The organism is Alkalimonas amylolytica (assembly GCF_900107845.1).
In the GTDB taxonomy this organism is placed as follows: domain Bacteria; phylum Pseudomonadota; class Gammaproteobacteria; order Enterobacterales; family Alteromonadaceae; genus Alkalimonas; species Alkalimonas amylolytica.
Genome location: NZ_FNRM01000010.1, coordinates 91242 through 103380, shown reverse-complemented (window position 1 = coordinate 103380; position 12139 = coordinate 91242). Strand labels below are relative to the sequence as shown.

Annotated in this window: 22 protein-coding genes and 1 rRNA gene; all 23 read right to left on the bottom strand. The window is 48.8% G+C overall.

Annotated features, from left to right (window positions below; genetic code table 11):
* Window positions 1–207: ribosomal RNA gene (locus BLW37_RS16460) — 16S ribosomal RNA — on the bottom strand; the annotation flags it as partial.
* A 262-nt stretch (window positions 208–469) separates the two neighbouring features.
* Complete coding sequence (locus BLW37_RS16455; protein WP_091344877.1) at window positions 470–1774, bottom strand: serine hydrolase; 1305 nt, start codon at window positions 1772–1774, stop codon at window positions 470–472.
* 112 nt (window positions 1775–1886) lie between these two features.
* Window positions 1887–2288, bottom strand: a complete 402-nt coding sequence (gene rplQ / locus BLW37_RS16450) for a 50S ribosomal protein L17 (RefSeq protein ID WP_091344876.1) — start codon at window positions 2286–2288, stop codon at window positions 1887–1889.
* Between the two features lie 38 nt (window positions 2289–2326).
* Window positions 2327–3316 (bottom strand): DNA-directed RNA polymerase subunit alpha, encoded by a 990-nt coding sequence (locus BLW37_RS16445; RefSeq protein WP_091344875.1) that lies wholly within the window; start codon window positions 3314–3316, stop codon window positions 2327–2329.
* A gap of 24 nt (window positions 3317–3340) precedes the next feature.
* Window positions 3341–3961 carry a 30S ribosomal protein S4 gene (gene rpsD / locus BLW37_RS16440; protein WP_091344874.1) on the bottom strand — a complete coding sequence of 207 codons (621 nt, stop codon included), beginning with the start codon at window positions 3959–3961 and terminating at the stop codon, window positions 3341–3343.
* Window positions 3962–3994: 33 nt separating this feature from the next.
* On the bottom strand, window positions 3995–4384 hold the full coding sequence (rpsK, locus tag BLW37_RS16435) for a 30S ribosomal protein S11 (RefSeq protein WP_091344873.1): 390 nt from the start codon (window positions 4382–4384) through the stop codon (window positions 3995–3997).
* Between the two features lie 12 nt (window positions 4385–4396).
* Entirely contained in the window at window positions 4397–4753 is a 357-nt protein-coding gene (gene rpsM, locus BLW37_RS16430; RefSeq protein WP_091344872.1) for a 30S ribosomal protein S13, read from the bottom strand.
* 125 nt (window positions 4754–4878) lie between these two features.
* The gene (gene rpmJ / locus BLW37_RS16425) at window positions 4879–4992 is read right to left on the bottom strand and encodes a 50S ribosomal protein L36 (protein ID WP_091344871.1); all 114 of its coding nucleotides are present in this window, start codon (window positions 4990–4992) and stop codon (window positions 4879–4881) included.
* 22 nt (window positions 4993–5014) lie between these two features.
* Window positions 5015–6340, bottom strand: coding sequence for a preprotein translocase subunit SecY (secY, locus tag BLW37_RS16420; RefSeq protein ID WP_091344870.1), 1326 nt, complete (start codon window positions 6338–6340; stop codon window positions 5015–5017).
* 17 nt (window positions 6341–6357) lie between these two features.
* On the bottom strand, window positions 6358–6792 hold the full coding sequence (gene rplO / locus BLW37_RS16415; RefSeq protein ID WP_091344869.1) for a 50S ribosomal protein L15: 435 nt from the start codon (window positions 6790–6792) through the stop codon (window positions 6358–6360).
* Between the two features lie 3 nt (window positions 6793–6795).
* The gene (rpmD, locus tag BLW37_RS16410) at window positions 6796–6978 is read right to left on the bottom strand and encodes a 50S ribosomal protein L30 (RefSeq protein WP_091344868.1); all 183 of its coding nucleotides are present in this window, start codon (window positions 6976–6978) and stop codon (window positions 6796–6798) included.
* A gap of 6 nt (window positions 6979–6984) precedes the next feature.
* Window positions 6985–7488 carry a 30S ribosomal protein S5 gene (gene rpsE / locus BLW37_RS16405; RefSeq protein ID WP_091344867.1) on the bottom strand — a complete coding sequence of 168 codons (504 nt, stop codon included), beginning with the start codon at window positions 7486–7488 and terminating at the stop codon, window positions 6985–6987.
* A gap of 9 nt (window positions 7489–7497) precedes the next feature.
* Complete coding sequence (rplR, locus tag BLW37_RS16400; protein ID WP_091344866.1) at window positions 7498–7848, bottom strand: 50S ribosomal protein L18; 351 nt, start codon at window positions 7846–7848, stop codon at window positions 7498–7500.
* 9 nt (window positions 7849–7857) lie between these two features.
* A complete protein-coding gene (gene rplF / locus BLW37_RS16395) occupies window positions 7858–8391 on the bottom strand; it encodes a 50S ribosomal protein L6 (RefSeq protein WP_091344865.1) in 534 nt (177 codons plus the stop codon).
* 14 nt (window positions 8392–8405) lie between these two features.
* Complete coding sequence (gene rpsH / locus BLW37_RS16390) at window positions 8406–8798, bottom strand: 30S ribosomal protein S8 (RefSeq protein ID WP_091344864.1); 393 nt, start codon at window positions 8796–8798, stop codon at window positions 8406–8408.
* A gap of 21 nt (window positions 8799–8819) precedes the next feature.
* The gene (gene rpsN, locus BLW37_RS16385; RefSeq protein WP_091344863.1) at window positions 8820–9125 is read right to left on the bottom strand and encodes a 30S ribosomal protein S14; all 306 of its coding nucleotides are present in this window, start codon (window positions 9123–9125) and stop codon (window positions 8820–8822) included.
* Between the two features lie 11 nt (window positions 9126–9136).
* The gene (gene rplE / locus BLW37_RS16380) at window positions 9137–9676 is read right to left on the bottom strand and encodes a 50S ribosomal protein L5 (RefSeq protein ID WP_091344862.1); all 540 of its coding nucleotides are present in this window, start codon (window positions 9674–9676) and stop codon (window positions 9137–9139) included.
* Window positions 9677–9695: 19 nt separating this feature from the next.
* Window positions 9696–10010, bottom strand: a complete 315-nt coding sequence (gene rplX, locus BLW37_RS16375; protein WP_091344861.1) for a 50S ribosomal protein L24 — start codon at window positions 10008–10010, stop codon at window positions 9696–9698.
* A gap of 9 nt (window positions 10011–10019) precedes the next feature.
* Window positions 10020–10388 (bottom strand): 50S ribosomal protein L14, encoded by a 369-nt coding sequence (gene rplN / locus BLW37_RS16370; RefSeq protein WP_091344860.1) that lies wholly within the window; start codon window positions 10386–10388, stop codon window positions 10020–10022.
* A 168-nt stretch (window positions 10389–10556) separates the two neighbouring features.
* A complete protein-coding gene (rpsQ, locus tag BLW37_RS16365) occupies window positions 10557–10811 on the bottom strand; it encodes a 30S ribosomal protein S17 (RefSeq protein ID WP_091344859.1) in 255 nt (84 codons plus the stop codon).
* Window positions 10811–11002, bottom strand: coding sequence for a 50S ribosomal protein L29 (gene rpmC, locus BLW37_RS16360; RefSeq protein ID WP_091344858.1), 192 nt, complete (start codon window positions 11000–11002; stop codon window positions 10811–10813). The genes rpsQ and rpmC overlap by 1 nt, the downstream gene beginning before the upstream one ends.
* Complete coding sequence (rplP, locus tag BLW37_RS16355; protein ID WP_091344857.1) at window positions 11002–11415, bottom strand: 50S ribosomal protein L16; 414 nt, start codon at window positions 11413–11415, stop codon at window positions 11002–11004. Before rplP ends, rpmC begins: the two co-directional genes overlap by 1 nt.
* 12 nt (window positions 11416–11427) lie before the next feature.
* Complete coding sequence (gene rpsC / locus BLW37_RS16350) at window positions 11428–12138, bottom strand: 30S ribosomal protein S3 (RefSeq protein WP_091344856.1); 711 nt, start codon at window positions 12136–12138, stop codon at window positions 11428–11430.
* Between the last annotated feature and the right edge of the window lies 1 nt (window position 12139).

Genomic DNA, 12139 nt, shown 5'->3' with positions numbered 1-12139 from the left:
GGCCCGAAGGTCCCACGCTTTGGTCCGTAGACATTATGCGGTATTAGCCACCGTTTCCAGTGGTTGTCCCCCTCCATCGGGCAGATACCCAAGCATTACTCACCCGTCCGCCGCTCGTCATCACCCGAAGGCATGTTACCGCTCGACTTGCATGTGTTAGGCCTGCCGCCAGCGTTCAATCTGAGCCATGATCAAACTCTTCAATTAAAGTTTTGACTCAGTATTTTCTGACTAATAAATTACATTGGTCACTCATACTGATTATTCGTTTGCACGTATCAACACAAGTACCCACACAGATAATTGATTGCGAATTGTTAAAGAGCAGTGCTTCATTCCGAAGCAGATGGCGATTTGGCGGTAACCTCGTCGTCATCTGTGGAGCGCATTATAAGGATCCGACAAAGTCGATCAAGATCTTTTTTGCATGATCCTGTCTAAGCGCTCAGATTTTGCTCGCCTTGCAGACTTATTGAACGAATTGGTCTAATAATAGCTGCCAGTGGCTTAGATCCGGCTTGTGTTGATTAGGCTTGCTGGATAACTGTTGATACAGGTATTCACCGAGCTCACGGTGAAATGGCAAGCCAATTTGCTGATATTCGTAGGTATCATCATTCAGAGTTTGATTGGCATTGACATAAATGGTAGCGGTGACAAAGAACTCCAACTGCTGCTCAAGATCAACGAAATATCCTGCATCGGTTAAAAAACCATAAGCACTGCCAATCTTATTGAGCCAGCGCTGATTCCTGGGTAGCTCTGTCGGCTGACCACCAAATTTAATGTACTTGTAGCGGTTATCTGCAATGCCATGAGCAGCGTAGTCGGGTTGTTTGCTTTCAGATGGATAGAGCAACATGGCAGCCAGTAACCAGTCACGCATGTCTGGTTCCAAATGAAACTGCTGCTCTTGCGGAAACAACTCAGGGAAGATCAATCGCTCTACTACACCGGATAGATCCTGAATCGACAGTCGGTTCTTATCGCTAAAACCCATCGGCTCATTGATTAACTCGCCGTTTTGGTAAAAGGCCGAACCAAGCTTCGGCTGCAGCTGATTAGGATACTCGGTCTGGCTAGAGCGGGCAGGTAGTTGCAAAATCACCTCGTGCTCGGCATTAAAAAAGGCCAATGGATTGTAATGCCGGTTCTCTGCTGCAGACATCGGCAGACTCAAACGGTGATTGATGGTAGCAGACGATAAGCCTTTACTGCGTAATTGCTGATTGATGTAATCCTGGCCCAGTAATTCATACATTCGGTTAAAGCCGGGGTTGTCGCTAACCATCATCACTTGCCAGATGTAATGCGCCAATGTTGGACGATGACCTACCGCCATCACATCCTCTGTCACCATTTGCTGTGAATCACGGCTGGCATAGGTATGAAAAGTGCTATCCAGGCCTATCTGAGCTTGTTGCTGCAACCACTCCAGAGCCAACAGCGTAACCGGGAGTTTAACGGTACTGGCGGGGTAAAAATAACGCTCATCATCCACAAAAAGACGGTAGCTGATTAAATGCGGCTGTTGCTGCGGATCACGCACAATCTGACTGACTTGGATCTGTACCTTATAGCGCTCGGGATTGGCCAACACCTGCTGCAGGATTGGGAACTGATCCGGGATCTTTGCCAGCAAACGGCTATCGGCCTGATCACAGATGGCCGCATGATCAGAGCGGCATTCAATCTCCACGGGCAGCACGGACGATTGAGCAGTACATGCTAACGAAGCCAAGATGATGGATAAAGCAAAGATACGCACCAACATAGCACAAAACCGAATAATTTATTCCTATGAACATTGTTATAAAGAATAACCCAGCAAATCGCAAGCGAAAAAAAACCGGGAGCAAGTCCCGGTTTTCTATTCAATGTGCAGCTTACTCAGCTACAGCCTCTTCAGTGACAGTTTCCATATCCACTTCTGGACGGTCAACAAGCTCAATGTAACACATTGGCGCATTGTCACCGGCACGGAAGCCACACTTGATAATACGAGTGTAACCACCTGGGCGGGCGTTGTAGCGTGGACCAAGTTCAGTGAACAAGATACCAACTGCTTCTTTATCCTGAGTACGGGCAAAAGCCAAACGGCGATTTGCCACGCTGTCGTTTTTAGCCAGTGTGATCAAAGGCTCAATAACACGACGTAACTCTTTTGCTTTAGGCAAAGTCGTTTTGATGATTTGATGCTTCACCAACGAGCTTGCCATGTTGCGGAACATTGCCTGACGATGGCTGCTGTTCCGATTTAATTGACGACCACTCTTACGATGGCGCATGACCTATTCCTTCTTACTAAACCAGGAACCGGATCCGGTTAGTCTTTGTTTACCAGACTGGCTGGTGGCCAATTCTCAAGGCGCATGCCAAGAGACAAACCACGTGATGCCAGTACGTCTTTGATTTCGGTAAGCGACTTCTTACCCAGGTTAGGCGTTTTCAACAGCTCAACCTCGGTACGTTGCACCAGATCACCGATGTACTGAATTTGCTCTGCTTTCAGACAGTTAGCAGAACGAACCGTTAATTCGAGATCATCGACAGGACGCAACAGAATCGGATCAAACTCCGGCTTCTCTTCGCGTTTTTCTGGCTCACTCTTATCACGCAATTCTACGAAGAACTCCAGCTGTTCAGCCAGAATAGTCGCAGCACGACGGATTGCCTCTTCAGGCTCGAGCGTACCATTGGTTTCCATATCGATAACCAACTTGTCCAAATCGGTGCGTTGCTCTACCCGAGCCGCTTCCACACTGTAAGCAATACGCTCAACAGGACTGAAAGAGGCGTCAAGCAGCAAGCGACCAATTGGACGCTCGTCGTCATCAGAGGACAGACGGGCTGATGCCGGCACATAACCACGGCCTTGCTCAACTTTCAGACGCATACTGAATTCAGTATCGCCAGTCAGATGGCAAATAACGTGATCAGGATTTACAATGACAACACCGTCACCGTGCTGGATATCAGCAGCAGTCACAGGGCCAGCACCTTTTTTGGTCAAAGTCAGTGTGACTTCATCTTTGTCTTCCAGGCGGAAGGCTAAGCCTTTCAGGTTCAACAGAATATCAATGATATCCTCTTGCACCCCTTCTTTCGAACTGTACTCATGGAGTACGCCTTCGATCTCAACTTCAGTGACAGCAAAACCTGGCATAGAAGAAAGTAGAATACGGCGAAGTGCGTTACCCAAGGTATGTCCGAAACCGCGCTCAAGTGGTTCCAAAGTAACTTTGGCACGAGTTGGAGTGACTTTGTCGATCCCAACTAATCTCGGCTTAAGGAATTCGGTGACAGAACCCTGCATTGTATCCTCTCTTAATGGTTAGCTTTACTTAGAGTAAAGCTCGACGATTAACTGTTCGTTGATGTCAGCAGACAAATCTGAACGCTCAGGAAGACGCTTGTATACCCCTTCCAGCTTAGTCGTGTCTACTTCAACCCAAGTTGGCTTCTCGCGCTGACCAGCCAGCTCCATTGCCGCAGCAATACGAGCTTGTTTTTTGGCTTTTTCACGAACAGAAACAACTTGTTCTGGCAATACAGTGAAGGATGGGATGTTAACCACACGGCCATTCACCATGATTGCTTTGTGGCTGACCAGCTGACGTGCTTCAGCACGGGTACTGGCCAAGCCCATACGGTACACTACGTTGTCCAACCGTGACTCCAGCAACTGAAGCAGGTTTTCACCGGTGTTACCTTTCAAACGAGCAGCTTCTTTGTAGTAATTACGGAACTGCTTTTCCAGCACGCCATACATACGACGTACTTTTTGTTTCTCACGCAACTGAATACCGTAATCAGACAAGCGGCCACGACGGGCACCATGCTGACCAGGAGCAGTTGTTAAGTTACATTTAGAGTCAATTGCCCGCACGCCACTTTTCAGGAACAGGTCCGTTCCTTCACGGCGACTTAGCTTGAGCTTAGGGCCCAAATATCTAGCCATCTTCTTTCTCCAATAATCCGTGAAGCGCTATGGTTACACGCGACGTTTTTTAGGTGGACGACAACCGTTATGAGGGATTGGCGTCACGTCGGTGATATTCGTGATACGGAAACCTGCGCCGTTCAAGGCACGGATGGCAGATTCACGACCTGGTCCTGGACCATTCACAAACACTTCGAGGTTTTTTACACCATATTCTTGCGCAGCAACGCCAGCACGCTCAGCAGCTACCTGAGCAGCGAAAGGCGTGGATTTACGAGAGCCACGGAAGCCTGAACCACCAGCAGTAGCCCAGCACAGTGCATTGCCCTGGCGGTCAGTGATGGTGACGATGGTGTTGTTGAAAGAAGCATGGATATGAGCCATACCATCTGCAACTTGCTTTTTTACCCGTTTACGAGTACGAACTTGTGCTTTTGCCATAAGTTACCTGCCTTATTTCTTAATCGGCTTACGTGGACCTTTACGGGTACGCGCATTGGTTTTAGTGCGCTGACCACGAACAGGTAAACTACGACGGTGGCGCAAGCCACGGTAACAACCAAGATCCATCAAACGCTTGATGTTCAAGGTTACTTCACGGCGCAAGTCACCTTCAACGGTGTATTTTGCAACTTCTTCACGAAGGGTATCCAATTGAGCATCGCTTAACGCGCTGATTTTGGTACTTTCTTCGATACCCGCTGCTGCCAAAATGGCCTGAGCGCGAGTTTTACCGATACCATAAACATAGGTCAACGAGATGACCGCATGCTTATTATCGGGGATGTTAATGCCAGCTATACGGGCCACTAACCTTCTCCTTCACTTAAAATTTATGGGTGCCGATTTGAAAAGCCCGTAAGGATACTCAAATGGCGTCTATTTTGCAAACAATTCGTGGGCCAATCGCTCAGCCCACTGGATTGCTTCTGCTGTTAGCCTTGGCGTTGCTTGTGCTTAGGCTCACTGCAAATCACGCGCACAACGTTGTTGCGCTTGATGATTTTGCAGTTACGGCAGATCTTCTTAACGGAAGCACGTACTTTCATGACTTCACTCCGCAATAAACTCTTATCGGCCTACGCCTTTAAGATTCGCTTTCTTAAGCACAGAATCGTATTGATGAGACATCAAATGAGTCTGTACCTGTGCCATAAAGTCCATAATAACCACAACGATAATCAGCAAGGATGTACCGCCGAAGTAAAATTGCACATTCCATGCAACCATCATGAACTCGGGTACTAAACAGATAAAGGTAATGTACAAAGCACCGGCCAATGTCAGGCGAGTCATTACTTTATCAATGTATCTGGACGTCTGTTCACCCGGACGAATACCAGGGATAAAAGCACCGGATTTCTTCAGGTTGTCTGCTGTATCACGCGGGTTAAATACCAACGCAGTATAGAAGAAACAGAAGAAAATAATGGCAGCTGCATACAACATCATGTACAGCGGCTGACCCGGAGACAAGGTTAACGCCAATTCCTGCAGGAAGTTTGCGACCATGCCTTCACCAGTGCCGAACCAGGTAGCAATCGTGCCTGGGAACAGAATGATGCTCGATGCGAAAATAGGCGGGATAACCCCGGCCATGTTGACTTTTAAAGGCAAATGGCTGCTTTGCGCTGCAAAGACCTGACGGCCCTGTTGACGCTTGGCATAGTTTACCACAATACGCCGTTGTCCGCGTTCAAAGAACACCACAAAGGTCGTAATAGCCACTACAATCACAACGATCGCGACCAGTAATAAAAAGTGCAAATCGCCCTGTCGAGCTTGCTCGATGGTGCCACCTACAGCAGATGGCAGTCCAGCAACGATACCTGCAAAGATCAGCAACGAAATACCATTACCTATACCGCGCTCAGTAATCTGCTCACCCAACCACATCAGGAACATGGTGCCGGTAACCAAACTAACCACCGCAGTAAAATAGAACGCAAAGCCCGGGTTAATGACCAGACCAGGCATCATATTCGGCAAACCGGTAGCAATACCAATCGACTGCAGCGTTGCCAATGCAAGAGTACCATAGCGTGTGTATTGCTGAATTTTACGCTTGCCGGCTTCACCCTCTTTTTTCAGCTCCGCCAGATGCGGATGCACCACCGTCAATAACTGCACGATAATGGACGCTGAGATATAAGGCATGATGCCAAGCGCAAACACAGAAGCACGCTCAAGTGCACCACCGCTGAACATGTTGAACATTTCAACGATGGTGCCTCGTTGTTGCTCGAATAACTGAGCTAGCACGGCGGCGTCAATTCCAGGAATTGGCACAAAGGTTCCCAGTCGGAAAACGACCAGGGCTAAAAGTACAAACAGTAAGCGTGCTTTGAGCTCGCCAAAACTGCCTTTACTTTTTAGGTCCGAACCTGGTTTAGCCATTACGTACTATCCTTTTGTTATTCTTCGACTTTTCCACCAGCAGCTTCAATGGCTGAGCGGGCGCCTTTGGACACACGTAGACCTTTTACAGTCAACGGACGTGTCACTTCGCCAGACAGAACCACTTTGGCAAATTTGGTGGTGCGCGGGATGATATTCGCATCCATCAGGGTGCTCAGATCAACCACATCACCTTCAACTTTTGTCAGTTCATGCAGACGAACTTCAGCAGTTACCAGCGACTTACGAGATGTAAAGCCGAACTTAGGCAAACGCTGTTTCAAAGGCATTTGACCGCCTTCAAAGCCTGGACGAACTGAACCGCCAGAGCGGGATTTCAAACCTTTGTGACCACGGCCACCGGTTTTACCCAGGCCTGAACCGATACCACGGCCCAGACGCTTCTTCTCTTTTTTGGCGCCAGCTGCAGGAGAGAGTGTATTTAAAAACATCGCTTACTCCTCCACTTGAACCATGTAGTACACAGCATTGATCATGCCGCGAACTGCTGGTGTGTCTTCTAATTCAACCGAATGCCCGATACGACGTAAACCCAAACCACGCAGCGTAGCTTTGTGCTTTGGTAGACGACCGATACTGGACTTGGTCTGAGTTACTTTCACTGTCTTTTTAGCCATGGCAGATTACCCCAGAATATCGTCCACGCGCAGGCCACGCTTAGCAGCTACCTGAGCTGGTGACTTCACTGAAGCCAAAGCGTCGATAGTGGCGCGAACTACGTTGATTGGGTTGGTAGAGCCGTAGCACTTGGACAGGATGTTTTGAACACCTGCTACTTCCAGTACTGCACGCATGGCACCACCCGCGATCAAACCGGTACCTTCAGAGGCCGGCTGCATGTAGACATTGGAGCCAGAATGCACACCACGTGTTGGGTGATGCAAAGTATGACCATTCAATTCTACCTGAGTCATGTTACGACGCGCTTTTTCCATTGCCTTTTGAATGGCAGCAGGAACTTCGCGCGCTTTGCCGTAACCGTAACCTACACGGCCGTTGCCGTCACCGACTACAGTCAGAGCTGTGAAGCTGAAAATTCGACCACCTTTCACAACTTTGGAAACGCGGTTTACAGCAACCAGCTTTTCTTGCAAATCAGATTGTTGTTTCACTTCTTCGTTAGCCATGTGCTACTCCTAGAACTGAAGACCGGCTTCACGCGCCGCGTCTGCTAAAGCTTTCACGCGACCATGATACCGGAAGCCGCTACGGTCAAAAGCACAAGCGGTTACGCCTTTGGCTACTGCACGCTCAGCGACAGCTTTACCTACAGCAGCTGCTGCATCGACGTTACCAGTGTACTTTAAAGATTCACGGATGCTGTTCTCGACAGAGGACGCAGCCGCAATCACTTCAGCATTAGGTGCGATCAGCTGGGCATAGATGTGACGTGGCGTACGGTGCACAACCAGGCGATTCGCCCCTTGTTCGATAATAGTTCTGCGTACACGCTTGGCACGACGCAGACGAGCAAGTTTCTTATCCATCTTCCTACCCTACTTTTTCTTGGCTTCTTTGCGACGCACGTTTTCATCAGCGTAACGAACACCTTTGCCTTTGTATGGCTCTGGCTTACGGTACGCACGAATGTTCGCAGCAACCTGACCGACCAACTGCTTGTCGCTGCCTTTGACAAGGACTTCAGTTTGGCTAGGCGTCTCAATGGTGATCCCTTCCGGAATTGCGAAGTTGATCGGGTGTGAGAAGCCCAGGTTCATGTTCAGCACTTTGCCTTCGGTTTTGGCACGGTAACCAACACCCACCAGTTCCAGCTTGCGCGTGAAACCTTCAGTGACACCAGCCACCAGGTTGTTGATCAGAGCGCGGGCAGTACCTGCTTGTGCGATAGCGTTAGCGAAACCTTCACGTGCTGTGGTACGAACCACATCACCGTCAATTACAATTTCAACCGCTGGATTGACATCAACTGTCAACTCGCCGTTTTTACCCTTGACTGCTACTGTCTGGCCATTCAGGCTAACCTGAACACCAGCTGGGATAGCAATGGGGGCTTTTGCTACACGAGACATAGATTACCCCTCCGTTACGCTACGTAGCCGATGATTTCGCCACCAATCCCAACCTTGCGCGCAGCGCGGTCAGTCATCAGCCCTTTGGATGTTGATACAATAGCAACACCCAAACCACCCATTACTTTTGGTAACTCGTCGCGCTTCTTGTAAATACGCAAACCTGGACGGCTGACACGATCAATGGTTTCGATTACAGGCTTGCCCTGGAAATACTTTAAAGTAACTTCCAGCTCAGGCTTGCCATCCTGTGCTACAGCGAAATCTTCGATGTAACCTTCACTCTTTAATACATTCGCAATTGCAATCTTCAACTTCGAAGAAGGCATTTTTACCGCAACTTTATTAGCCGACTGGCCGTTGCGGATGCGAGTAAACATATCCGCTACTGGATCTTGTAAACTCATAGCTCGTTACTCCCGTGATTCTTACCAGCTAGCCTTGCGAAGGCCAGGAATTTCACCGCGCATTGCCGCTTCACGGACTTTGATCCGGCTCATGCCGAACTTGCGCAGGTACCCATGCGGACGACCAGTCACGCGGCAACGGTTACGTTGACGGGACGGGCTTGAATCACGCGGTAACGATTGCAGTTGCAGAACTGCAGCCCAACGGTCTTCATCAGACGTGGTTGGGTTTGCAATCAGATCTTTCAGTGCGTGACGCTTTTCAGCGTATTTGGCTGCCAGCTTTGCACGCTTTTCTTCACGCGCTTTCATTGAGTTTTTTGCCATAACCCTACACCTTATTTCTTGAATGGGAAGTTAAATGCAGAAAGCAATGCACGGCCTTCATCATCAGAAGCTGCAGAAGTGGTGATGGTAATATCCAAACCACGTACTGCGTCGACTTTGTCGTAGTCGACTTCTGGGAAGATGATTTGCTCACGCACGCCCATGCTAAAATTCCCACGGCCGTCAAAAGACTTAGGGTTAATTCCGCGGAAGTCACGGATACGTGGAATCGCAATGGATACCAAACGCTCCAGGAAATCCCACATACGCTCGCCACGCAGAGTGACTTTTGCGCCAATAGGGTAGCCTTCACGGATTTTGAAACCGGCAACTGATTTGCGCGCTTTAGTGATCAGCGGCTTCTGGCCGGCGATAGCAGTTAAATCTGCAACCGCGTTTTCCAGAATTTTTTTATCAGCAACTGCTTCACCAACACCCATATTGAGTGTGATTTTTTCAATCCGAGGGACTTGCATGACGCTGGTGTAGCCGAACTGTTTCATCAGTTCAGGAACTACGGTGTCTTTATAAATTTCATGCAGTTTCGCCATCGTATTACTCCAATAGCAATTAGATTACTTCATTATTCGATTTGAAGAAGCGTACTTTCTTGCCTTCTTCAAAACGGAAACCAACACGATCTGCCTTTCCGGTCTTCGGATTGACAATCGCTACGTTTGATACGTGAATCGAGGCTTCTTTCTCGACGATGCCACCAGCCTGGTTTAACGCAGGAACTGGTTTCTGGTGTTTTTTCACCAGATTCACGCCTGAAACATAAACACGGTTTTCAGCCAACAATACTTTGGTGACCTTGCCGGTTTTACCTTTGTCCTTGCCAGCAAGAACAATTACCTCGTCATCACGACGGATTTTAGTTGCCATGGTGACTCCTTACAGTACTTCTGGTGCCAGAGACACGATCTTCATAAACTTATCGCCACGAAGTTCACGTGTCACAGGTCCGAAGATACGTGTACCGATCGGTTCCAGCTTGGTGTTCAATAACACCGCTGCATTGCGATCAAAACGGATTAATGACCCGTCCTGACGACGTACGCCTTTCCGCGTTCGCACCACCACTGCATTCAGTACGTCACCTTTTTTCACTTTACCGCGAGGAATTGCTTCTTTCACAGTAACTTTGATGACATCACCAATTGCAGCATAGCGGCGGTGAGAACCACCTAAGACCTTAATACACATTACGCTGCGAGCGCCGCTGTTATCAGCGACATCCAGCATAGATTGCATCTGGATCATCTTAGTGCTCCGTTATCCACTTAATTAACCCTTTCGGGTCAAGCTGCATACAAATAGAAATTCCCCTCTTAGACGAAGGGCGCGTGATTATAACAGCACTTTATATAAAGTGGTAGTTATCCAATAAAAAAAGCGGCCCTTATCGGGCCGCTTCTATCTTCACCCTGCTTAGGATGCAGATTCTACGACGTTCACCAGAGTCCAGGACTTGGTCTTGGACAGTGGACGACACTCACGAATGATGACGATGTCGCCTGCTTTACACTGGTTTGTTTCATCATGAACGTGCAATTTGGTCGTGCGCTTGATGAGTTTCCCATAAATAGGGTGCTTCACCTGGCGTTCGATGGCTACCACAATGGATTTATCCATTTTGTCGCTAACCACTTTACCTTGCAGTGTACGGGTGTTTTGTTCACTCATTACGCACCTGCCTTCTCAGTCAAGATTGTCTTTACACGCGCGATATCGCGACGTACGTTCTTCAGCAGATGAGTTTGAGCCAGTTGACCTGTGCTGGCCTGCATGCGCAAATTGAATTGCTCACGCAGTAAGCTCAGGAGTTCAGCGTTCAACTCTTCAACGCTTTTTGCTTTCAGTTCGCTCGCTTTCATTACATTACCGTCCGCGTAACAAAGGTGGTCTTAAATGGAAGCTTAGCAGCGGCCAGGGAGAACGCATGGCGAGCAAGCTCTTCCGATACGCCGTCCATTTCATACAGAACTTTGCCAGGTTTAATTTGGCATACCCAGTAATCAACAGAACCCTTACCGCTACCCATCCGCACTTCCAGCGGCTTGGTGGTGATTGGCTTGTCTGGGAACACGCGGATCCAGATTTTACCAACACGCTTCACCGCACGAGTCATCGCACGACGGGCAGCTTCGATTTGACGCGAAGTCATCTGACCGCGCTCAACAGATTTCAGTGCATAGGTACCAAAGCTGACCTTGTCGCCTACTTGCGACAGGCCACGGTTACGGCCTTTATGCACTTTACGAAATTTAGTTCGTTTTGGTTGCAACATCGCTCAATACCCCTACTTACCTTTACGGCCGGCAGCTTTCTTCGGCGCTTTAGGCTGATTCGTGTTGTTGGTGTTGCTGTTTGCCAAAGGCAGTTGACCCAGGATTTCTCCTTTAAAGATCCACACTTTCACACCAATGATACCGTAAGTGGTTAATGCTTCAGAGGTTGAATAGTCAATGTCAGCCCGCAGTGTATGCAGCGGTACACGACCTTCACGGTACCACTCGGTACGGGCAATTTCTGCACCGCCCAAACGACCGCTTACTTCAACCTTGATGCCTTTTGCGCCAGTGCGCATCGCATTTTGTACCGCACGCTTCATGGCGCGACGGAACATGACACGACGCTCCAGCTGACTGCTGATGTTGTCAGCAACCAGTTTGGCATCCAGCTCAGGTTTACGAATCTCAGAGATATTGATCTGAGCAGGTACGCCTGCAATCGCTGCAACGCGCTTGCGCAGTTTCTCAACATCTTCACCTTTTTTACCGATCACGATGCCTGGACGAGCGGTGTGAATAGTCACACGGATGCTCTTGGCTGGACGCTCGATATCAATCCGGCTTACAGAAGCTGATTTCAGTTCTTTGGTCAGGTACTGACGCACCTTGAAATCACCATTCAGGAAGTCCGGAAAGTCTTTCGAATTCGCGAACCAGGTCGAGCTCCAAGGCTTAGTGATACCTAGGCGAATCCCGTTAGGATGTACTTTCTGTCCCATT